General features: G+C 39.1%; 26 protein-coding genes. 6 read left to right on the top strand and 20 right to left on the bottom strand.

Annotated features, from left to right (window positions below; translation table 11 throughout):
- On the bottom strand, window positions 1–540 hold a 540-nt coding region (gene coaE, locus AC4GME_RS08490; protein ID WP_490379231.1), incomplete at its 3' end, for a dephospho-CoA kinase.
- Between the two features lie 117 nt (window positions 541–657).
- Between coaE and nadC the strand changes: the two genes are divergently transcribed.
- On the top strand, window positions 658–1509 hold the full coding sequence (gene nadC / locus AC4GME_RS08485; RefSeq protein WP_490376384.1) for a carboxylating nicotinate-nucleotide diphosphorylase: 852 nt from the start codon (window positions 658–660) through the stop codon (window positions 1507–1509).
- Between the two features lie 58 nt (window positions 1510–1567).
- A complete protein-coding gene (locus AC4GME_RS08480) occupies window positions 1568–2401 on the top strand; it encodes a DNA ligase (RefSeq protein ID WP_490376383.1) in 834 nt (277 codons plus the stop codon).
- 7 nt (window positions 2402–2408) lie between these two features.
- On the opposite strand, the gene mutT is transcribed toward AC4GME_RS08480, so the two are convergent.
- From mutT to AC4GME_RS08455, 5 genes are all read right to left on the bottom strand, one after another.
- The gene (gene mutT / locus AC4GME_RS08475; protein ID WP_490376382.1) at window positions 2409–2789 is read right to left on the bottom strand and encodes an 8-oxo-dGTP diphosphatase MutT; all 381 of its coding nucleotides are present in this window, start codon (window positions 2787–2789) and stop codon (window positions 2409–2411) included.
- A 285-nt stretch (window positions 2790–3074) separates the two neighbouring features.
- Window positions 3075–3299, bottom strand: a complete 225-nt coding sequence (locus tag AC4GME_RS08470; protein ID WP_490376381.1) for a hypothetical protein — start codon at window positions 3297–3299, stop codon at window positions 3075–3077.
- A 197-nt stretch (window positions 3300–3496) separates the two neighbouring features.
- Window positions 3497–4036: a DUF924 family protein gene (locus AC4GME_RS08465; protein ID WP_490379230.1), complete on the bottom strand. Its 540-nt coding sequence runs from the start codon at window positions 4034–4036 to the stop codon at window positions 3497–3499.
- Between the two features lie 176 nt (window positions 4037–4212).
- Window positions 4213–4431 (bottom strand): group II intron maturase-specific domain-containing protein, encoded by a 219-nt coding sequence (locus AC4GME_RS08460; protein WP_490379232.1) that lies wholly within the window; start codon window positions 4429–4431, stop codon window positions 4213–4215.
- Window positions 4432–4536: 105 nt separating this feature from the next.
- Complete coding sequence (locus tag AC4GME_RS08455) at window positions 4537–5112, bottom strand: lasso peptide biosynthesis protein (protein WP_490379229.1); 576 nt, start codon at window positions 5110–5112, stop codon at window positions 4537–4539.
- 349 nt (window positions 5113–5461) lie between these two features.
- Between AC4GME_RS08455 and AC4GME_RS08450 the strand changes: the two genes are divergently transcribed.
- Together AC4GME_RS08450 and xthA are read left to right on the top strand one after the other, a co-directional pair.
- On the top strand, window positions 5462–5698 hold the full coding sequence (locus AC4GME_RS08450; RefSeq protein ID WP_490378398.1) for a TIGR02647 family protein: 237 nt from the start codon (window positions 5462–5464) through the stop codon (window positions 5696–5698).
- Between the two features lie 88 nt (window positions 5699–5786).
- Entirely contained in the window at window positions 5787–6593 is an 807-nt protein-coding gene (gene xthA, locus AC4GME_RS08445; RefSeq protein WP_490378399.1) for an exodeoxyribonuclease III, read from the top strand.
- Between the two features lie 125 nt (window positions 6594–6718).
- On the opposite strand, the gene AC4GME_RS08440 is transcribed toward xthA, so the two are convergent.
- The 14 genes from AC4GME_RS08440 to AC4GME_RS08375 form a co-directional block, all read right to left on the bottom strand.
- Complete coding sequence (locus AC4GME_RS08440; RefSeq protein ID WP_490378400.1) at window positions 6719–7447, bottom strand: TIGR01621 family pseudouridine synthase; 729 nt, start codon at window positions 7445–7447, stop codon at window positions 6719–6721.
- Window positions 7440–8036: a UPF0149 family protein gene (locus AC4GME_RS08435; protein ID WP_490378401.1), complete on the bottom strand. Its 597-nt coding sequence runs from the start codon at window positions 8034–8036 to the stop codon at window positions 7440–7442. Before AC4GME_RS08435 ends, AC4GME_RS08440 begins: the two co-directional genes overlap by 8 nt.
- A 71-nt stretch (window positions 8037–8107) precedes the next feature.
- Window positions 8108–9070 (bottom strand): 6-phosphofructokinase, encoded by a 963-nt coding sequence (gene pfkA, locus AC4GME_RS08430; protein WP_490378402.1) that lies wholly within the window; start codon window positions 9068–9070, stop codon window positions 8108–8110.
- 730 nt (window positions 9071–9800) lie between these two features.
- Entirely contained in the window at window positions 9801–11363 is a 1563-nt protein-coding gene (locus AC4GME_RS08425) for a SulP family inorganic anion transporter (protein WP_490379228.1), read from the bottom strand.
- 85 nt (window positions 11364–11448) lie between these two features.
- The gene (locus AC4GME_RS08420; protein ID WP_490378698.1) at window positions 11449–11922 is read right to left on the bottom strand and encodes a hypothetical protein; all 474 of its coding nucleotides are present in this window, start codon (window positions 11920–11922) and stop codon (window positions 11449–11451) included.
- Window positions 11923–12064: 142 nt separating this feature from the next.
- Window positions 12065–13765, bottom strand: a complete 1701-nt coding sequence (locus tag AC4GME_RS08415; protein ID WP_490378697.1) for a polyamine aminopropyltransferase — start codon at window positions 13763–13765, stop codon at window positions 12065–12067.
- A 242-nt stretch (window positions 13766–14007) separates the two neighbouring features.
- Entirely contained in the window at window positions 14008–14907 is a 900-nt protein-coding gene (locus tag AC4GME_RS08410) for a DUF350 domain-containing protein (RefSeq protein ID WP_490377519.1), read from the bottom strand.
- A 9-nt stretch (window positions 14908–14916) separates the two neighbouring features.
- Window positions 14917–15852, bottom strand: coding sequence for a hypothetical protein (locus AC4GME_RS08405; RefSeq protein ID WP_490377518.1), 936 nt, complete (start codon window positions 15850–15852; stop codon window positions 14917–14919).
- Between the two features lie 8 nt (window positions 15853–15860).
- Window positions 15861–16628, bottom strand: a complete 768-nt coding sequence (gene kdsB / locus AC4GME_RS08400) for a 3-deoxy-manno-octulosonate cytidylyltransferase (protein WP_490377517.1) — start codon at window positions 16626–16628, stop codon at window positions 15861–15863.
- A gap of 2 nt (window positions 16629–16630) precedes the next feature.
- On the bottom strand, window positions 16631–16813 hold the full coding sequence (locus tag AC4GME_RS08395) for a Trm112 family protein (protein WP_490377516.1): 183 nt from the start codon (window positions 16811–16813) through the stop codon (window positions 16631–16633).
- On the bottom strand, window positions 16810–17772 hold the full coding sequence (lpxK, locus tag AC4GME_RS08390) for a tetraacyldisaccharide 4'-kinase (RefSeq protein ID WP_490377515.1): 963 nt from the start codon (window positions 17770–17772) through the stop codon (window positions 16810–16812). Before lpxK ends, AC4GME_RS08395 begins: the two co-directional genes overlap by 4 nt.
- Window positions 17772–19523, bottom strand: a complete 1752-nt coding sequence (gene msbA / locus AC4GME_RS08385; protein WP_490377514.1) for a lipid A ABC transporter ATP-binding protein/permease MsbA — start codon at window positions 19521–19523, stop codon at window positions 17772–17774. Before msbA ends, lpxK begins: the two co-directional genes overlap by 1 nt.
- A gap of 178 nt (window positions 19524–19701) precedes the next feature.
- The gene (locus AC4GME_RS08380; RefSeq protein WP_490377520.1) at window positions 19702–21453 is read right to left on the bottom strand and encodes a DNA internalization-related competence protein ComEC/Rec2; all 1752 of its coding nucleotides are present in this window, start codon (window positions 21451–21453) and stop codon (window positions 19702–19704) included.
- Window positions 21348–21983: a hypothetical protein gene (locus tag AC4GME_RS08375; RefSeq protein ID WP_490379227.1), complete on the bottom strand. Its 636-nt coding sequence runs from the start codon at window positions 21981–21983 to the stop codon at window positions 21348–21350. Before AC4GME_RS08375 ends, AC4GME_RS08380 begins: the two co-directional genes overlap by 106 nt.
- Before the next feature lie 36 nt (window positions 21984–22019).
- Between AC4GME_RS08375 and AC4GME_RS08370 the strand changes: the two genes are divergently transcribed.
- Window positions 22020–22529 (top strand): DUF2062 domain-containing protein, encoded by a 510-nt coding sequence (locus tag AC4GME_RS08370; RefSeq protein ID WP_490377512.1) that lies wholly within the window; start codon window positions 22020–22022, stop codon window positions 22527–22529.
- A gap of 113 nt (window positions 22530–22642) precedes the next feature.
- A complete protein-coding gene (locus AC4GME_RS08365; protein WP_490377511.1) occupies window positions 22643–23269 on the top strand; it encodes a porin family protein in 627 nt (208 codons plus the stop codon).
- Window positions 23270–23428 lie beyond the last annotated feature (159 nt).

Genomic DNA, 23428 nt, shown 5'->3' with positions numbered 1-23428 from the left:
TTGCAGTGAGCAACCATTATTATCAATCACAAAATCGGCTTTCTGTAAGCGTTGTTTACGATCTATTTGGCTATTTATAATTGCTTTTATATTTTCTACTGAAACGCCGTCTCGGGCACTTGCCCGCTTAATTTGTAATTCGGGATCGAGATCCACCACAAAATCATAATCAGTCAAAATATCTAATTTATTTTCAAACAGTAATGGCGCTTCTAATAAAACATAGGGCCCGTCAGCCTCTGCTAATAAACGGATAATTTCAGTTCGAATCAACGGATGCAAGAGATTGTTTAACCACTGTTTTTGCCCATTATCCTGAAAAATAATCTCACGTAATAGTGAGCGATTTAACACGTCGTCTATTAATATCTCTTTACCGAAATGTTCCTCAATTTTTTTTAACGCCGGTTGCCCTTTAGTAACAACTTGACGGGCAATAAGATCCGCATCGACAGTTGTAACATTCAGCTCAGAAAAAAAAGAGGATACCGTTGATTTACCACAACCAATTCCCCCGGTTAAACCAATTATCAATGCCATAAATACTCCAGTTTGCTAATGATTGTATATTTTATAAGAGTTCGCGTCTGAGATCATTGCTATTAACAAGGCATTGCAGGTAATATTTGTTTTTTTATTGTTTGATGGAAATAAACCATGGTTGCACAAGAGATAGCACAAAGTGTGAAAATTGCCTTACATGAAGATTTAAACGGATTGCCCCCGACAGAGGGTGATATCACAGCGAATTTAATTCCTGAAGATAAACAGGCAAAAGCAGTTGTTATTACACGTGAAGATGCTGTTTTTTGTGGGCAAGCATGGACTCAGGAAGTGTTTAGACAACTTGGTGGAGATGTAAAAATCACCTGGTTCGTTAAAGATGGTGACTTTGCTAAAGCCAATAGCAAACTTTTTTCTCTTGAAGGCTCGGCGCGCACATTATTAACGGGTGAACGAACTGCACTTAATTTTATACAAACACTTTCAGGTATTGCCAGTAAAGTTAAACTGTACATAGATTTGATTGCAGAAACCGATTGTAAATTACTCGATACCCGTAAAACTTTACCTGGTTTACGTAATGCATCAAAATATGCGGTTTTATGTGGTGGTGGTTTTAACCATCGTTTAGGGCTGTTTGATGCTTATTTAATTAAAGAGAACCATATCCTTGCCTGCGGTGGTATAGCGCAAGCGATAGCCATCGCCAATGAACAACATCCGGAGCGCTGGGTTGAGGTTGAGGTTGAAAGTATCGAAGAGCTAAAATTAGCTCTGGATGCAGGCGCGCAACGAGTGATGCTGGATAACTTTACCGTGCCGATGATGATCGAGGCGGTGGCGATTAACAATAAAAATGATCATACCGCAGATTTAGAAGTATCAGGCAATGTTAATCGCAAAACAATTCTCACCTATGCAAAAACGGGAGTTGACTATATTTCCGTTGGTGCGCTTACCAAACATGTACAAGCAGTTGATCTTTCAATGCGTTTTGTTGAGTAATTTGCATTAACTTAAAAACTCCCTAGACTGATATAAGTTTTGTTTAGGGAGTCAATTTATGCCTGCTGTTTTAATCTTTTGTTTGACACTACTGTTTTCCCCTTTTGCACAGTCAGCCACTGCTCCGCAAATTCAACTTGCCACGATTTACCATCAGGATATTAATATTCAAGAGTATTGGATAAGTGAAAAACTCGATGGAGTCCGTGCTTATTGGAATGGTAAAAACCTTATCTCTCGCCAAGGTAATATTTTTAACGCGCCCTTATGGTTCACTAACGGTTTTCCTGATACCCCGCTCGATGGTGAACTATGGATAAAGCGCAACCAATTTGAAAAGGTATCAGGTATTGTGCGCAAACAGCAGGCAGATAGAGAGGAGTGGAAGAAAATCTCTTTTATGATTTTTGATCTGCCAGGCTCATTAGTCGATTTCAGTGAGCGAATAAAACTGATGGAGAAGATTGTTGAAAACAGTGCTTCTCCCTATCTTAAAATGATTAAACAGCAAAAACTGCAAAGCAATCCTGAGCTGCAGTTATTACTAGAACAAGTGCTAGCTAAAGGTGGCGAAGGTTTAATGCTGCATAGAGGTAGTGCTTACTATCAGGCTAAACGCAGTAAGGATTTGATGAAACTAAAAAAACATCAAGATGCTGAAGCAGTTGTATTACAACATATTCCAGGAAAAGGTCGAAACAGCGGCAGACTTGGCGCACTATTGGTAAAAACAGAAGCGGGTATTATCTTTAAAATTGGCGGTGGATTTTCCGATCTTGAACGTGAAAATCCGCCTGCAATTGGTTCAACTATCACTTATAAATATATCGGTAAAACCAAAAACGATGTGCCTCGTTTTGCCAGTTTTATGAGAATTAGAGAGCAGTTTTAACAGATAGCTAAAGTTGCTCAATAACAGTTTGATTGGCCTGCGGAAATGAATATAAAGCTAATTGCGCTTTACTGACCCATTTAATCGGCTGGCCCTCCTTACCTTGCGCTTCCCCTGCAAACTGCGTAACCAGATAGAAATGTAAATTTAATTTCTGATCGCCATAATCAAAAAACTTTGATTCAATAAGCTGGTAGTTTATGGCATTTAATCCCACCTCTTCCGATAACTCCCGGCACATCGCCTGCTCGGACGTTTCACTTTTTTCAACTTTCCCCCCAGGAAACTCCCACTTCTCTCCCTGGTGCACGCCTTTTGGCCGCAAACAGATTAAAAATAAATTTTGTGAATTTTTTACAATGGCGATACTAATTTCGTTTTTTTTCATTGTATTAGGTAACCTTGTAAGTTGTACCAACGCCCAATTAACCGGTGAACAACGCACTGAGGCGTTTCCGCATTACACCGTAACCACCTGATTCGATTGGAAGTAAAAATACCACGCATTGTAAATCCAGTTGAATTATTCGCTACTTGTTAGCTTTTCGTAGTTAGTAGTTAAGAGAAGCGGATGAAATTTCAACCTTTCCATCATTTTCATTAAAAAAGGGATAATTGGGGTCAGAGTAAATTTAAAATTTAATTTTACTCTGCCTCCAATTGCTCTGCTTTGTTAAAAGTTAGAACGAGCCCAGTGACTAAGTTCTTCAATTGGTTTAGGAAAACCAACGGTATAAACAAAACGATTTTCACTATCTTCAAAAATACTATTGCTTACACCAAGTAAAACAAAGCCATCTGCTAATAGTTTGCTTGCATCTTGAGCACATTCAGTTTCAACAATTTTTGTAATTTGGAGAAGCATTTCTTGAGATTTTGTAATTTCCACGTTGTGCATGATTATCCTTGTGTATATAACTAAGCTGTAGAATGCTTTTACAGCCAAATTTCAGAATAAACAAGTTCCTATAACGACCTCAACGCTGCAAACACCTGCGCGTAAGTTGGCGCTGTTTTTGCGTTTTTTTGGCTTTTAGCAAAAACAGAGACAGAGACAGCCGTAATGCGTCCGGTGATTTGCTTTGTTATATGCAATTAAAACGCAGATCCAGGCTGTTTCAAAAATTCTATTTCTTCAGCTGTAGACACACGATTTAAAATCGCATTTCTATGGGGATATCTGCCAAATTTTGCAATTATATCTCGATGCTTAATTTCAAAATCTAAATTAGATTGAATACCATTGTTTTTATATAACTCAACAGCAACGTCATGAATATTCAATGATTCGCTATGCATGTATGGCATATACATGAAGCTTCTTTCTATTTCATTTAGTTCATGGTGCTTGCCAAGAGAGATAGCTTCTTGCGAAAGAGCTAAAGCTAATTGATCAGATAAAAATGCTTTAGGCGTATCTCTAAATATATTTCTAGAAAACTGATCTAAAACAATAATTTCCGCTAAACGCCCCTTAGCTGAACATCTCCATTCAAATAGTTCACATTTGTTAGCTTGCTCATGTAAAGCTAAGAACTTGTCCTCAATAAGTCGATCAAAGCTAATATCTTTAACCCACCACTTAGATTGTTCTATTTCGTCGAACCAAAAGGATAAAACATCACCATAATTCACCGAGCTCTCCTTTGCATAATCGTGGTAGAGCGATCTGTTACCAGACCGCCCCCACACAGATCCGGACATGCGGAACTACCGCATCCGGCTCTTCAGTTATATATTCACTCGTGTAAAACACGCCCCTAATACCAGTCGACAACAACATTTCGTTTGCTGACTTTTAGTACTTCAATTTAAAAATACGTTAACATCTTATTGAAATCACTCCAATTATAACATTGCCGACCACTTCGCCTATTCAGCCATTTGTACAGTGTATGCAAAACATAACTGTATAAGTTCGCTAAACTGCGACTGTTATCGGGTAGCCCGAAGTAATTCCTAAATCCTAGCAGTTTTCGTTTTAATTGCGGCAACCACTCTCTCAATTTGAGCGATCGTTTGGCCTTAATCCATTGGTAATATTCGCTCAGCGTCGCTTTCTGTTTCTTAACAGCAGTTCGTCGCCTGAGTCTCGCTTTACCCTTGGCATCGGTTCCCCAATAAAATCCCCCCCCCTAGTTCGCCCCTCGAATTAAGCTTCTTTTAACTGCACCGTATTTATTTTTTAATTTACCAGCATTAACCCTCAGGCCAATTTCTTTAGATAATATTTTGGTTAAGTCCCACAATATTTTTGGATTGTCGGCATTACCTAGCGAGTAATCAGATAAATTAATACTACTTATTAACATTCCTTTTTCATCAAAACCTACAGGAGATGATGCACCGTATGTTATTAATGGCTCACCTAACATGGAAAGACTTTGAGAAGCATATACAGGAGGAAAGGCATAAATTCCAATATTGGGCATACAAACAGAAGCATCAAGAATTAACCCATCTATTTCAACCCAAGAATGATCAAAGTAACTGGTATCATCAATCTTAACTTCACCGATGCATAGTTTTGAATCTATCCCTTGCTCACTTAGTAACATAAATAGGGCTGCAGAAGTGTCATGACATCCACCTCGGTATTCTGTTTTATAAATCCATGTGAGAACACCTTTAAAAGTTTTGTTTATCAAATAATCATTTTTTCTACTACACGTGATTTTATCAAGATTCTTCAACCAAAGCTTAAATTCCATGGATACCTCTAACATCTTATTAGACGGAACAATTCCGTATTTCCACAAAAAAGACGCCCATCAAATATTTACAATAAAAGTAAACGTTACATTTTTCAGTTCTGTTTATCAAACAGTTATATTTTATAATAGGATTTAGCTATTGTGGAAAGGCGGAATTGTTCCGTATTTGCGGTTGAAACAGGGAAGAGTTCCATAGCAGTGATAAAATAAGTCGCGCCTTGCTTTTGTCCATTTTGAAAATTGCATGATCTACCCCCAATTCACTGATTCTAACATTTGCAATTCAATCACAACTTATGTTTATATGAATGAACGTTCCAGAAGTTAATAATAGAGGTGAATTATAATGATTAAAAACTACCCTGATGCTTTATTTGAAGAAATGAAACTGCTTGCCAAATTCCCTGAAAAATCTCAATTAGAAGGTATTAAAATTCACAATGATGCCAGCCCTGCCATTATTGCTTCAGCTAAATCTTTATTTGACAAAGGTTTAATTAGCCAGCCTGATGGTGGTTACTTAACTGATAGCGGTTTGGAAACAGTAGATCACCTGCACCGCGTGCTAGCGACGTTAAGCTAATTTCTTTATTATGACCCCTGCCTGTTGAGTTATCCCCCTCAGCAAGGTACATTCAGCCTTAATATTTACCCTATTAAGGCTTTTTCCTATGAAAGTTATCTCATTCAATATCAACGGGCTACGTGCTCGCCTTCACCAACTGCAAGCTATTATTGATAAACACCAGCCAGATGTAATTGGTTTACAAGAGATAAAAGTCGATAACGATGCTTTCCCTATTAAAGCGGTTGAAGCGATGGGATACCACGTCTATTTTCATGGTCAAAAAGCGCATTACGGTGTTGCTATGTTATGCAAACAGGAACCCGTTGCAGTGCAATACGGCTTTCCTACTGATAATGACGATCACCAAAAACGTATGATTATGGTTACCCTGGAAGATGAGCAAGGTGAAAAAACACAGGTTTTAAATGGATATTTCCCACAAGGTGAAAACCAGGATCACGAAATTAAATATCCTTATAAACGCCAATTCTATCAAGATTTAAACAGCTATCTGCAAAAACACCATACAAGCGATGATAATGTGATTGTAATGGGTGATATTAATATCTCTCCGCTCGATTTAGATATCGGCATTGGCGAGCATAATGCTAAACGTTGGTTAAAAACCAAGAAATGCAGCTTTTTACCTGAAGAGCGGGAATGGTTAGCAAAACTGATGGATTTTGGTTTTATTGATACCTTCCGCTTATTAAATCCGGAAGTAAATGACCAATACAGTTGGTTTGATTACCGTTCTCGAGGCTTTGATGATAATCGCGGACTACGAATTGATGTGATTTTAGCAACTGAAAAGTTAGCAGAAAAAACGCTCGATGCGGGTATTGATTATGAATTAAGGGGCATTGAAAAACCGTCGGATCATGCGCCTATCTGGACGGAATTTGCTTAATAGCCATATCGAAAAGCATAACAGATAAGCAAGGGCTCACTTACACCCATGTTACTTCAAGATGCAAAATCAGCACATTGAGGTATCACGGGTATAGTAAGTTAGCCACTATCATCCACACAGCTTTAAATCTTTGGCCAGGCTAAATCGGCAACCGCGCCAATATTCTGCAATTTATTTACACAGGATTCACTGTGAAAAAGATCGCCGGACTCCGCTAATGCTTGAAAACTAAAATCATGATTATTCAGAGAAAAATCTATCTGGTAAGCATGCAGATAAGCGCGATCATATTCACCTGTCTGTAAAGACTTTTCAGCATATAAAGGATCGCCACAAATAGCACTGCCGATACTCTTTAAGGCCACGCGAATTTGGTGTGTTTTTCCGGTATGCGGCTTAATAACAAACAGGCGCTTGCCATTTTCCAGGCTGTAACTGAAAAACTGGGTGATCGCTAAATTATTCTTCTGTTTTGTTAGCTTCCACATTGAACGGCGGGATTTCTCCATCCCCCCTTTTATCAGGCCTTGCTTTTTTTTCGGTTTTTTATCACTGACAGCCAGATAATATTTCTGTATTTGATGGTTTGAAAACAGAGCGGCAAGTTGCGCTGCAATTTGCGAGGATTTAGCCAGCAATAAAAGTCCTGAGGTCATTTTATCAAGTCGATGAACACTATAAAGCTTGCATGCCAGTGCTTTTTCAACAGCCACTACCACGCCAAACTCACCATCTTCACTATGAAAGTTAATATCAGCGTGCTTATTGATAACGATAAAATCATCATTTTCGTAAAGCAGTGAAAAATAACCCGCATACTTAGACAGCTCCTCTGCTTTATATTCAGACATTATCAGCAACCAGCACAGAAAAATGCCCTAATGCACTTAATAATGACGGCAGAGAACTGATGATTTCATCCATGCCTGGCAACTGCACAAATAACGCCTGCATTTGTGGATCGTTGCTGTTTGGTGTTGCCATCTTACTTAATAACAACATAGTTGTTTGTAATAACTGTTCAGGCTCAGAGCCAGGTATTAAGTTCAGACTTTGCCAAATATCCTCTGTGCTATGAAAACCAGCCAGATACCCGGATGCGAATGCGATACCTTGTTCAGTCACTTGCTGATATTCATTTAGCCATAACTCGGCCGGCAAAGATAAAGGGGTTGATTGCTGATAATTTACTAAACAGTCTTCATAAAATTGCAGTGCGGCAGCGGCGAAATCACTAGCAAGCGTCTCATTACTAAATGAGGGTGCTAAACCTTGTGCCCATAACAGGGGAAACCAGTCTTGTAGATCAAGCGGCTCCGGGGTAGCGGCAATAACAGAGATAAAGCCCAACATCTCATTTATTTCTCGGGCATTGTCTTTTATTTCGGGAATTTGGCCAAGCTCAACTAATGCCTGATATGCTTTGGGTTGTGTATTCATTAATAATCCATTAGATAATAAAAAGCCTACCAGATGGTAGGCTTTTTAAAATAATTAAGTACACATTTATTTTAGAATAAAGCGTGTGATAAATCGTATAGATCACGACGGAATGGACGTTTCATATCTTCCAGACATTCAATGATATCATGATCAACCATTTTACCATTTTGAATACCGATACAACGTGCACTTTTGCCTTCCATTAGCAGCTCAACACCATGAGCACCCATGCGACTCGCTAGAATACGGTCAAATGCCATTGGTGTTCCGCCACGTTGAATATGGCCTAAAATAGTTGCTCGCGTTTCACGGCCAGTTTTATCTTCAATACGTTTAGCTAATTCATTAACATCGGCAATATGTTCAGTAATAGCAATAATCGCATGCTTTTTACCTTTTTCTTCACCACGTTGAATTTGTACTAGCAATTCCTCTTCATCAAAACCCGCTTCAGGAACGATTACATATTCACTGCCACCTGCAATTGCAGCCCATAGGGTTAAATCACCACAGTAACGGCCCATGATTTCAACAATAGAAATACGGTTATGTGAAGAAGAGGTATCACGTAAACGGTCCACTGCATCAACAACTGTATTTAGACAAGTCATAAAACCGATGGTGTAATCCGTACCTGCGATATCGTTATCGATTGTGCCAGGAATACCGATACATGGGTAACCCATTTCACTCAGTTTTTTAGCACCCATGTATGAACCATCGCCACCGATTACAATAAGCGCTTCAATACCGTGTTTTTCTAAATTTTTAATCGCTTCTTTACGAACACTTTCTTCTTTAAACTCAGGAAAACGTGCACTACCTAAAAAAGTACCGCCACGGTTAATAATGTCAGAAACAGCGTGACGATTCAGTTTTTCAATTTTACCTTGATGAAGCCCTGCATAACCATCATAGATACCAAAAACTTCAATATCATTTGCTAGACAGGTACGTACAACTGCGCGTACAGCTGGGTTCATACCTGGCGCATCGCCACCACTTGTTAAAACACCGATTTTTTTAATCACTTGTTACCTCGACTAATTACATAAATTGACAATTAACCCAAACATCTAAAAACTGCAGATGCGAATTTTTAAATTATTTGAGCATTATTATTCGAAATCGTTATACGATAAAAACACGACATCTTTATGACAGTTTTTCTTTATCGTTTAATACTGGAAACATAATATATGTCCAAGCCACTTGGAAATGCAGGAATAGGCATTTCCAAGTCGTTCGAGCATCTTAGCAGGAAGTAGTTTACCTGTTTTTTTATTAGATGTGATTAAATGATCAATAAAGTTTTGCGCAAATCAACGCAAATCGACACAAATCGACACAAACTACTCAACAAAACCAACCCACATACTTATTTGTGGTAATCCTACTAAATTTCGCGAATTATCTTACAGAAAAAAAAAAGATTCTTTGTTCTTTCGCAAGTTAGCTTTATAAAACATGCGAACAGCTGTCATCTGTTTGTAATATAACGCAGCTAAATTATGCACAAATAAATCAAAAAGGAAATAAGATGAGACATAAAAAAAAGACACTACGTAACAAACATATTTGGTTTTCAATTTGGAATGCTAAAACAGCGAATCTAAGTCCAAAATGTGATGCTCTTTATCAACCCACACCTGTTTCAAACAGATAAAAACAGGTCAAAAGACCTGTTTTTTTATATCTGCTGTTTATCTGATTTAACCTAACGGATCTTCAATTAAATCAAATTCTCAGTCACTAATGCATTTACCCTAGCGTATCTGATGCAACTTTATACGATGGGTCTTCAATTAAGTTAATTTCAACCAATACGCCAGCTTTATGTAAAAGCTTACGGCAATCACGACTCAAATGACGGATATGAACCTTCTTACCCTCGCGAACATAACGATCGGTTAATACACTGATCGCTTCAATCGCAGAGTGGTCAACAACACGTGATGTTGCAAAATCAACAATCACATGGTGCGGATCATTCTTAACATCAAACAACTCTAAGAAATTGCTTACAGAACCAAAAAACAGCGGACCATTCACACTGTAGGTTTTCTCTTTGCCGTCTTCACTAACTTCACTGACTGCATGAATATGACGCGCATGCTCCCAGGCAAACACTAATGCTGAGACAATTACACCCACAAATACCGCAATCGCCAGGTCAGTAAAGACAGTAACGGCACTCACCAAGACAATAACAAAAGCATCTTTTTTCGGCACATTACGCATCATTTTAAATGATGCCCACTCAAAAGTACCTAACACAACGATAAACATCACACCAACCAGCGCGGCTAACGGTACGATTTCAATTAAGCCTGATGCAAATAAAATAAATGCTAATAACCCTAACGCCGCCGTTATGCCGGATAAACGGCCGCGACCACCAGAATTAATATTAATCATCGACTGGCCGATCATTGCACAACCACCCATTCCGCCAAATACACCATTAACCATATTTGATGCGCCCTGCGCGATACACTCTTTATTGGCACGACCACGGGTATTGGTCATCTCATCAACAACCGTTAAGGTTAATAAGGATTCAATCAAACCAACAGCCGCAAGAATCAATGAGTAAGGCAAAACAATCTGTAATGTCTGCATTGAAAAAGGAACAGCAGGAAATGCAAAAGTTGGTAAGCTACCAGCAATAGTCGCATTTTCATTACCCGACATAGTACGTAAAAAATCAACAACGGTACGTGTATCGATGGCTGGAATAAAGTAAACCAGTAATGTCACAATCACAATTGCAGCTAAAGTTGATGGCACTGCTGTGGTGAGTTTTGGTAAGAAATGAATAATTACCATGGTCAAGAGAACTAACGCGAGCATAATATACAGTGGAGAGCCTTGTAACCATTCAAATTGGCCCGCCGCATTTTTAACCTTAAACTGCCCTAGTTGCGCTAAGAAAATAACAATTGCCAAACCATTAACAAAACCGATCATCACCGAATGAGGGACCATACGGATAAATTTACCAAGGTGAAATACACCAAATAAAATTTGCACCAGTCCGGCTAGTAACACGGCAGCAAACAAGTACTGTACACCATGTTCAGCAACCAGTGACACCATAACGACGGCCATCGCCCCCGTCGCACCTGAAATCATACCCGGTCGTCCACCAAAAACAGCGGTAACTAACCCCACCATAAAGGCTGCGTATAAACCAACCATAGGATCAACACCTGCAACAAATGCAAATGCAACGGCCTCCGGTACTAATGCAAGTGAAACGGTTAATCCCGATAACACATCATTTTTAACACTGCTCTTACTGAATTTGGGAAATTCAAACACGGTTTATAATTCCTTTCTTAACGCTAATAAATTGGGCGCGAATTATAGCGAATTTTCAGAGCAATTGATAGCTGACGATTAATAATTAATCATCATATTGATCATCTATTGAGCGAGTTGTATCTTGATAGAGCTGCATGTTTTGTGCTTGTTGCTGCATTGCTTGTTGCTGTAAAACAGTTTCGCGAGCATCTTCATTATTCGATAAATAATAAGCTGTCGGAGCAGACATTGTGCCACCGTTACCTGTCATCATATTCGCCATATCGGCATGAACTTGATACTGAACTTGAGCTTTTTTAAATTGAGCGTATTGCTGCAATTTCTCACCCGTTAACGGGGTATCTGGTTGCTCCGGCAAAGGAACAGCTTGAATCTGAGACTCTGTATTTTTTATTGATGAGTTATCAAGTTGAGCAATCTGCATCGCTTGCGCAGAAATATTGACCTGTACGCCGGGTTCAGCTGCTACGCCGGGATTTGTTTTAACAGCTTCAGTTGCGGGTGCTGAAGTCGAAGTAGCCATAGATTGGATCTGTTGGTAGCCATTGATTTGCATAAATAGACAGCCTTAACTTAAGTGGAATTCGCATCCTACACAGCTTAATTTTCGCACTTTAACTGCGCAAAAATCCATCAAGTCCATTTGCAGGAGCGAATATACTTTAATTATAAAAATAATCAATAGCTGATAAAAATGATTAAGGCGAAAGCTCAGTCTCCCTTTCCCACGCTTGCTGATGATACTGATAAAGCTGATTAGAGCCTAAGTGGTTAACCTTTATATGTTTTTTATCTGCATAAAATCCCTTATTAAAAACAAAGGCACTTTGCAGTAATGGAGGAGTTAACCAAGACGTCTCAACTGCCAAATCTCCCTTACTTTGTAAACGTTCACTGGCACGCGCACCTGCTTTAGTCGCTATGGTCCAACCCCACTCCCCAAAAGATGGAACATTTTGGTGGTATTGTTCAACCTGTGTGAATTTAGCCTGCTGCATCGTTTTTGCAATTGATATAAAGGCATTCTGCGCATGAAATGGGGATGTTGACTGCACCACCATAGTCCCATCCGCGTTTAATAAGTGATTTAGACGATAATAAAAATTAACACTGTATAGCTTGTTTAAATCCGGATGGCTAGGATCGGGTAAATCGACAATAATCGCATCAAAAATCTGTTTTTTCTGTAATAAACGGTCAATCGCGATAAATGCATCATCATTAATCACATTAACACGTGGATCATTAAAACTATTCTTTGTTAAACGCTCAATTTTATCTGCTAAATATTCTGGTAACTTGCTTTGTGGTGACTTAAACAGTGCCACTAGATTCGGATCCAGATCGATCAAGGTCACCGCTTTGGGTTGCCATTTTAAAACCTCACGCAGTGCTAAACCATCTCCCCCGCCAATAATTAAAATATTATCTTGTCGGGCAGATGCCTGCATTGCAGGGTGTACTAAAAACTCATGGTAAATCTGTTCATCTAAACTGGAAAACTGCAGCCGTCCGTTAATATAGAAGTTATAAATAGGCTCCATTTCACCACCTAAATGCCGCTGAGTGAATACTAGATTTTGATAAGGCGTTTGTGTCTGATAAACCACCTTGTCCAGATAGAGCATATTCTGCATCTGTTTTTGCCAGAAACCGCCATATTGAAAAACTAACACAACTAATATTGTTAATACTGCATGGCCTAATAATAAGCCTTTAAGATGTTTTAAATATTTTCTAAAACGGATCAAAAATACAAATCCGGCGATAAGATTAAGCGTTGCAGTAAGTGCAGCCGCTTGGCTTATCTCAATGCGCAACATTATTAACACCCAAATAGCAGCCCCAATACCAGCGCCGATATAATCCGCACCATAAATGGTGCCGGCGTTATTTGCCAAATGATGGCCGTAAACAGCTTCTCGAATACGTGCGATTAACGGGATTTCCATACCAATTAAAAAGCCTAATATAAAGGCAAACAGGTATGGCAGCTGCGTGCTCAGCCAGCTGAGCTGCGCCAGGAATCCGCCTCGCGGCAAAGCATCCATCGGGATTTGATAAGTTTCGGCAATTAACTGCGGTAAGGTTTGATTAAAGGCGATAACAGCGGCAATAAAAAGTGTCGCACTGCAACCAATAAAAGCCACTATTAACTCTAAAATAACAAAACCTTGAAATTCATTTTTTATTTTTTTGGCTGCAAAGGCACCTAAGCCCATTGATACAATCATAATACCGATAATCGCATAAATAACGGTTTCAACACTGCCGAGAATTCGCGCGGAATAGTGAGAAAGCAGATACTCATAAATCATTCCGCAGCAAGCGAGTGTTGCCATAATCAATATCAGCAGGCTGTCATCAATCAACAGTCTTAATTTTTTAGGATCGTGCATCTATATTCTCTTTAATACCAATTCCGTTAATTAGATGCTCTATTTAGGCGTAGGAAAAATGGATAAAAGCAAGGCATTGATTGAAGTAACTAGTTGTTCTAATTACAAAATCAATAACGAAGCTAGCATTTATTTTAACAAACATAAATGAATAGAAAATTATTGGATTTGGTATAATGCTAAAAAAAAAGGCCATCAACTCTGTGATGACCTTTATTAAAAATTAATTCTTAATGTTGGGTTTATGTCATTAATGCCATTAATAATAGTGCGATTGAAAATGAGGTCGTCAATTCAATGGTTGCAATACCGACATTTTGTTGATCTTCAACCTCTTCCCGACGGTTAATTCCCCACAATACAATCAGTTTTGCAAGCATAGTCAATAAGGTTAATGAAATCATCAATATCACACTCATAACCGCCCATTGAGTAATACCAACCCATACGTTTTGTGGATCATAACTAATAAAATAACTCGCCGCAGTTACCGACATCGCCGTTGAAATCAGGTAACCACAGTAACGAATTGCCAGTGCAATTTGCCCTTCTTCTAACGTTGCTTGAAAGCTGACACCGCTATTACGAGCGTATTGCCACTCGAAGAGTCGGGTAATAATCACCAGCATAATTTGTGAAACAATCCAGGCTGAAGCTAACGCGATAAAGGTGCTGAGGTCCATGCCCTCAACCCAAATCAAAGCGGCACGAACCACAATCGCGGTAGCTATTACAGAGGCCGCATCAACGATACCTACAGAGGTATTTCTTTGTAAGATTTGCTGATGCTTATGAAAATCAGGCAGTGCAAATTTATCATGGATATAGCGACCAGCTTTAATCATGATTAAAGCTGCTACGCCGTAAATAAGCATCCCCATTAATTCAACTGCATATGAGCCGGCTAACTCTCCAGTAATTGCGCCACTGAGTGCTATCCCCATGGCAGCCACACCACCGGCCATACTGATTCCATATGCAAAGTTATCTTTTTTAGCCAGTTCATCTTTGGTATCAACTTTACCAATAAAACCCATGGTATAGCGGATCCCGCCTAATAAAAGAATCGCCACTGCCATATCAATTAGTAAATAACCAACAAGCGAGCTGCTGTGTCCTAACGTTGTCATTAATTCATTCATATTTTTACCTTATTTTCCGCGACTTATGCCACGAGAAGTAGTGGATTTACTATTTCTGAAACTGCTTGATGATTTTGCTTTTGAGAAACTCGATTTACCTGAAAAAGGAGCTGCTTTTTGTGCTTGTCGACTTGAAGAGGACATGCGACTTGCACCCGTTTTCGATTTTGCATACGGGCTTTTAAAGCCGCCTTTATTGGCAAACTGCTTTTTAGTTCTTTTCGCTAAATTATCTTGTGATTTTGACTGTTGTGGTGAGGTATAACGGTTGCGACCATAATCATTGTAATAACTGTAATCACGGCGTGATGACCATCTGTCATAACGTACAGGGTTAGTGATTGCTGAAAACATCGAATACATACCATACCAGTGCCAAAATGACATGCCACTGCTATTGGTCTGCCAATTCCCGTAACCCGGATTACCGACTAACTGACTGCCTGCTCCATTATCTTCAGCACCATTTGCCTGCAAACTCTGCTGTTTGCTGATGGCATTAACACGCGCTAATTTCCCATCGGACATATCAGCGATAACATTGATAGGATCGGACAATGCGTCATTGAAAAGGCTAGGATCTGACGCTTCTATTAAGTTTTCTGTTTCATAAAGCTGCGCTTCAATATCACCTAACAGCTGAGGCTGCTCTTTAACGGTTTTTAAACGATTTTGCAGCCCCTGAAACATTGGCCCGTCACGACTTGCATCACGACTTAATTGCCCCAGCAGCGGTTTAAGCTCTGGTTTATCCTGCTCCAGCAATTTCGCATATTCGCGTAAGATCATCGCATTACGAATGGCATTTGCATCTAGGTTCTGACCTAAGTTATTGACCAGATAATCTGCGCTTTGAATATTGCTGTTGAGTCGAGCTTGTCGTTGATCACTGCATGCAATGAGTACAAAGCTCATACAAAACACAAGTAACAGTTTAATTTTCATTACTTTTCCTAATTCGATAAATAATCAATAACACGTTGTAAATCATCAAACGTATCAATACCTGCAGGAGGCACTTCACAGGCTTGTTGCACATGAATTTTAAAACCATGCCATAACACCCGCAACTGCTCAAGCTTTTCAATTGATTCTAGTGGAGAAACGGACAGTTGCGCATACTCTGCCAGAAAATCGACTCGATATGCGTAAATGCCAATATGGCGTTGCAAGTTGCTGCTATTAACTAACTGCTTACTTTGATTTTCAGCAGTGAAATCATCACGATCCCAAGGAATTGTAGCGCGGCTAAAATAAAGTGCCATATCGTTTTTATCTGTGACCACTTTTACAGCATTAGCATTAAACACATCTGCAAATTCTTCAACAGGTGCGCTTAATGTAGCCACACTGGCACTGCTGTTATTATGCAGATTGGTGGCAACCTGGCGGATCACCGCAGGTGGAATTAACGGCTCATCCCCCTGCACATTAACGATTATCTCATCGCTTGCAAATTGATACTTTTGGCATACTTCAGCTAAACGATCCGTGCCTGATTCATGAGTTTTTGAGGTCATGCAGACTTCAATCTTATCTATTTCACTTAAAGCATCAAGGATACGCTGATCATCTGTTGCGACAATCACTCGCGATGCACCACTTTTTAAGGCCTGCTCTGCGACGCGTTCAATCATGGTTTTTCCCATAATCTCAAGCAGTGGTTTAGCAGGCAAGCGGGTTGACTGATATCGAGCAGGAATAACAACAATAAAAGACATAGTTATACTTCCTCGTCTGCCGTAATGGTGCGCGCTCGAACTTGCAATAATGCAGGAATGCCATCAACAACCGGATAAGCAAGATGATCAAATTTACAGATAAGCTCATTAGTTTCTTTTTTGAAAGCCAATTTACCTTTACATACTGGACAAGCGATAATATCGAGCAATTTAATGTCTATCATTTTATTTCCTTAATCTTCTCTAATAACTGTTTTTCAAAGGATGCTGGTAACTGCGCACTAATCGGTAAATACCACCAGTTCGGTTGTGCGAAAGTGGTGCATTTCACCGCATCTTTTTCAGTCATCAATAACGGTATATCATTATCAAATTGTTTAAAATCATCTTTGCTAAAAGCGTGGTGATCAGCAAACGCAATCGCTTTGTCTATCTCAAAATTCTGTTTTTGCAGGGTATCAAAAAACCGTTGTGGATAACCAATGGCTGCACACGCATTTGCTTTACTTAGTTTCGGTAAACATGCTTTACGTCCATCGACAGCTTTACAAGCTTGAGGCTCAAGCCACATGGTCACTTCATTATCCGCTTGCTCACCATTATTAATAATAAAATCAACCTCTTTGAGGCGAGATAAGGGCTCCCTTAAGGGACCCATTGGCATCAATTTTTGATTACCAAAGCGGCGTTTACCATCCACGACGACAATCTCAATATCACGAGATAAGGCATAGTGTTGCAGACCATCATCGGTGATAATAATGTCCACATCACACTGTTCACTGAGGTAGTTAGCCGCATTTACACGTTTAGGATCAACCACAATCGGTATCCCTAAGCGTTTAAACAACATGACAGGCTCATCCCCTGCTTCATTTCCCTCAGTTTCACTGGTTAGCAATAATGGATAAGACGCACTTTTCCCACCATAACCTCGACTGATAATACCCGGTTTATAACCCACTTTAATAAGCAGTTCGCATAACCAGATAACAAAGGGCGTTTTACCATTGCCACCGACGGAGATATTACCCACTACAATAACAGGCAAACGGTTTTCACTGCTTTTTAGTGCTGATTTTTGTAACCAAAAACGGCGTACTTTGCTGATAATTAATAGCAATAGGGAGAAAGGATATAAGCCCCAAGCCCACCATTTAAGCGTTTGATACCAAAACTTCATTACAGTTCACCCGATGCTTGTAACTTGTTTAAAGTGTGGTAAATCGATTTTTTCTCTAAAAGTTGTGCATGTGTACCCGATTCAACCACCGAGCCTCCATCAACCACTAAAATTTGATCAGCATGTTCAATGGTGGAAAGACGGTGCGCAATCACAATCGAGGTACGATTTTTTTGTAGTTCATCGAGCGCGGCTTGAATATGACGCTCAGATTCCGTATCTAATGCCGAGGTGGCTTCATCTAAAATCAGTATCGGTGCATCACGTAGCAGTGCACGTGCAATCGCTAAACGCTGACGTTGTCCACCCGAAAGTAGCGCGCCATTTTCGCCTATCACCGTGTCTAATCCCTCGGGAAAACTACTGATAAACTCCATCGCATGCGCCGTTTCAGCCGCTTTAATAATATCATCACGACTGTATTTATCCGTCGCAGCATAAGCGATATTATTGGCGATGGAATCATTAAATAGATGTACATTTTGTGAAACCACTGCCACCTGATCACGCAGTGAACTTAATGTGTACTCATTAATATTGACGCCATCAATTTTTATAGCGCCTGAATCAATATCATAAAAACGAGTTAACAGGTTAGCGATGGTTGATTTACCTGAGCCAGAGCGCCCTACTAATGCAAAGGTTTGTCCCGCTTTCAAGTCAAAACTGACATTATTTAATGCTGGTTTTTCTGCACTTGGATAAGTAAAAATAACACTGTTTAGTTCAATATCACCGTTAACACGTTTGACCTCTAGCGTACCTTCATCTTTAGCCACGCTTTTATCTAACATAGTAAATAGACTTTTGCTGGCTGCAATCCCCTTTTGTATTTCATTATTTACTTGGGTAATATTTTTAATCGGTTTCATCAAGCCCATCATCGCGCTAATAATCACCACAAATTTACCCGCCGAGAGGGTATCCATGATCTCTGGGAAGGTCGCTAAAAAGAGCACAAATGCAAGGGCGAAAGAGGCAATAGTTTGAATGATCGGTACGCTTATCGCATTAGCGCTGGCCATCTTCATATTTTGCGTGCGTACGGTATTACTCACCCTATCAAACTTATCCCTTTCAACCTGTTGGCCACCAAACATCAATACCTCTTTGTGGCCCTTTAACATCTGCTCTGATGAAGTCGTTACTAACCCCATTGCATTTTGTAGGTTTTTACCAATTTTACGAAAACGTTTACTTACAATGCTGATGGCAATGCCGACTAATGGGGCGACAATAAAAAACACCATTGATAGTTGCCAGCTTTGATAGAACATCATCGCCACTAAACCAATTAATAGCGCGCCTTCTCGAAATATTTTAACAAGGGCATTACTGGCTGCATTTGAGACTTGACTGGCATCATAGGTAATTTTAGAAAGCAGATCGCCGGTATTAGTTTTGTCAAAAAAGCTAATCGGTAACGCCATTAGTTGGCTAAACAGTTGTCGTTGTAGTTTCATCACCACGTGGTTGCCTACCCACGCCATGCAGTAGGAGCTGAGAAAGGCAAAGAGCCCACGAAAAGCGATCACAATTACCACAAAATAGGGCATCATCTTTAAAATCGTTGGATCTTGCCCCGTTAAACCATTGTCTAACAGAGGTTGTAGCGACCAGATAAGTAACATATCTACACTGGCATAACCCACCATGCCAACAATGCCTACAAACAGCGCTATTTTAAAATCTTGTACGTAACCGACTAAACGTTTAAAAACCGGCCAGCCGTTATCTTCTGTGTTTTCCATGGATATACCAAATAATTTAATAATTAAATAATTAAACAACTTAATCACACAGTTGTTTAGTATGTTGAGAGAGACAAAGAATGATGATACCAATAAGATGCAAGATCTTCTCTATATGTTTGCATCTTAATTTGTTCTTTTCTTATATTAAAACGAATAAAGCCGCTTAAACCACTATTTACCATTTTAACAGCCTGATTTTTATAGCGTAATTTAACCTCAGCAGTCGAAATCCCCAATGGTTCATAAATCCGGCATTAAAAATTACCCACTGCGGAGAAACCATTTTAATAAAATCTTCACTCGACGAATGCTTACTGCCATGATGGGGAGCAAATAATAGATCACTTTGAAGTGGCAATGCCAATTTTTCAAGCAATAATAACTCCTGTTTTTTCTCAATATCCCCGGTTAGCAATAACGAATGTTTGCCATCACTTACATGTAATACACAGGAATTATTATTGTTATTCTTAGTTAAAGAAAATGGTGATAAAGCATCAACAGACAGTGCCCCCAAAGACCAGTGATCACCCGCTTTGCATAATAGTGCATTTATATTAGCGGTTTTATTTTGAACTAATGATTCGCCGAGAATAATCAGCTTAGGTTTGAATGCTTCATTGATAACCGCAAATCCACCTGCATGGTCAATATCACTGTGACTAATAACTAAATAATCTAACTGCTCAATACCAAGTGAATGTAAATAGGGCACAATTTCACTTGCGGCAGAGCTAAAACCTGACGGGTAACGCGGACCTGTATCATAGAGCAATGTTTGCTCCTGGCTTCTAACCAGTACCGCCGAACCTTGGCCAACATCCATGACCTCAACAAACCATTGTGCTGGATCATTATCTTTTATTTTCCAAAATGAAAGGAAAGCAAAACTAAGCATAGTAACGGCAAAAATATAGCTGATTTTACGATTATTACCTGCCTGAAAATGAATAATAAATACAACAACACTCAAACTGATTAAGAGAATAATAAGCCCTGAATAAGCAGCTGAATAGGTTTGATAAGCTGCTTCGCCCCCAGCAAAGAGTGTAAAGAAAAAACTGATTATCCGATCGGCACTTGAAAAGAGCAGCAGTGCAATCGGCTCTGCGACAAGTGAAAACAAACAACCTAACAAAATCAAAGGGATAATTAGTAGCGAAAAAAGAGGAACGGCAATAAAATTAATAAAGGGTGATAACAAACTAAATGCGGAAAAGCTTACCAACTGGATCGGCATCATTAATAAAGTTAAGGATAATTGAATTAAAAACAGGAATTTCAAATAGCGCCTGATAACAAAAAACCGGCTATCTATTTCCCCCTGTTTTTGCAGTTGCGTAACACTCGGAAAACGCCATAAAACAATTAAGATAATAGAAACAGCGGCAAAAGATAACCATAAACTTAAACTCAATACAGATAATGGATCCCACAATAAAATAACAAACAGGGTTACGCTCAGTAGATCAAATAGAGCACATTTTCGTTTCATAGATAAAACTAACACTGCAAATAACAACATTAAAAATGCGCGTTGCGTAGGTAGCGAAAAGCCAGCAAGGTAGGCATAAAACAGCGCCCCGGCCAAGGCGGTAAAATTAACCAAACGCCAAGAGATCCAACCTAGATAGCGTTGCGCAAAAAAACGACTCACCAATAGATGTAACAACAGATAAACAAAGGAAAAAAGCAAACCAATATGTAAACCCGAAATAGCAAACAGATGTGAAATAGTAAGCTTTTTGATCTGCTCTTTTTTTTGCAGACTAATTAATGTTTTATCGGCAAAAGAGAGTGCTAAAATAATGCCTTGGTTATTTAAAGAATCTGATAGCGTTTTAACTTTCTGATATAAATAAGCGCGAAAAGAAAGTTTGCCTGATTGCAGTGACAGATGCGCTTTAATTCTTGCCTGATAAGCGATATGCTGAGAAAAACGCCATTTTTGACCATCGAATCCGGCTGGTATAACCCCCTTGGTCCATAAACTGGTTTAAAACGAACTCTAAAACGGTGTCTTTCTCCCGCCTGGACATCTAATGTCGGCTTATACCAACGCATCTCTAACTGTGGAGAATAATTTAAGTGATGACCATCAAGTTCAATTAATTTAGCCGTAAAATAACCTTTATTTTTATTACTTATTAATGAATTAACTTGCACTATTATGTTATGGTCTTGCCCGTCAACAAGCGCTTGTAAAGAAGTAGAGTTAGAGAAAGGCAGCGCAATATTTAACTGAGATATGGGTAAACTTCCAGTCAATGTTAAGTGCGCATAAAATGTAAAATAAACAGCGCTAAGCGGAATTACTGCTAAAATACGTAAACGTGGCAGGGTTAATAAAACAAAAAACATAACCAGACAGTAAATAATGCTTTTATCATTTAATAGCTGCGGCCAAAATAGGCTTGATACAAAAACAGCAATTGCTAGCCACAAAACTATGCGCATTATTATCCGAATTCATTAACAATAAATCCTAATTATATGCCAAAAAAATTTATTAAGCGTTTTTCGCCAAATCCAGAAACATTAAAAGCACACCCTCACCTTAAACACTTTGGCGAAGCTTTACATAACCCCAATTTATGGCATTTAAACCGCCGTAGTGCAGCTGGTGCTGTGGCCGTGGGTTTATTTTGTGCCTGGATGCCGATCCCGTTTCAAATGCTATTGGCAGCAGTTATAGCCATGATCTTTACTGTAAACCTTCCCCTCTCTGTCGCTTTAGTCTGGATCTCTAACCCGATCACTATGCCGCCATTATTCTATGGCGCATATCGTTTCGGGGCATTTATCTTACAAGAACCGGTTGTTGAGTTTAATTTTGAACTGTCGTTTACATGGCTAGGTCAAATACTGGAAACCATTGCGCCTGCGCTACTGTTAGGCTGCTTTATTATTGGTATCACAAGTTCAATTTTAGGATATGCCCTATTCCGTGCTTTTTGGCGTTTTACCATAACTAAAAAGTGGCAACGTCGTAATAAAAAATAAATTTGCTAATTCAGGCTAACATTTACATTTTAAATATCGTAATCAAGATTTATTTCTACTACTCTGTTTACTAAGTACCAGCAACTTTATTAAATAAACTTACGGGTGATGAAATGAATAAACTTACAAAATTAATTCCACTTATTGTTTTGTCTACACTGCCTCTTGCTAGTTTTGCCACATCAATCTCCGTCGACGACTATGTTACTGTGAGTGCCTTTCTTGGTGGGCGAACAAGTGAAAATTTAAAAGACTCAGAAACAGGGCAAACAGTAAAAGTAAGTGATAACTTAGCCCAGGCATTAGCTGTATCATGGCGTTACGAACGTAACAAAGAGGGGGAACTGTTATTTTCCAATTCCAAACAAAATTTAAAAATGGATGGTGAAAAAAACGTTTCAACAGATATCTATTTCAGTTACATACAGTTTGGCGGACGTGTTTTATTTGTAGATGACAGTCCATTTTCAACCAGTCTCGGTTTAGGTATCGGTGCCACATTTTTCACGCCTGATAATAGCCGCTATGATAATGAGATCGCCTTCTCAGGAAATATTACCGGGGGCCTGCGCTACGAATTAAACCAACAGTGGGCACTGCGTGGCGATCTTCGAGTTTACGGCACTGTATTGAACTCAAATAGCACTCTTTTTTGTGGTGATGGACAGTGTCTGGTTACTGTAAGTGGTGAAATCTATGTACAAACTGAATTGATGGCCGGTATTGAATATAATTTTTAATCTTTAATCTTTAATCTTTAATCAAAACGCGACAGACGCTTTATTTATAAGTAAACAAACAGAATATAATCATTAATTATATTCTGTTTGCGAATAATTAATTTTATTTCTCCGGATAGTTGTATTGGTTATAAACCATTTTTTCACCCTCTTTAGTAA

It is taken from the genome of Psychromonas sp. (genome assembly GCF_983033635.1).
Note: the sequence above shows the minus strand (reverse complement) of the source record. Positions and strands in the feature narration are given on the sequence as shown.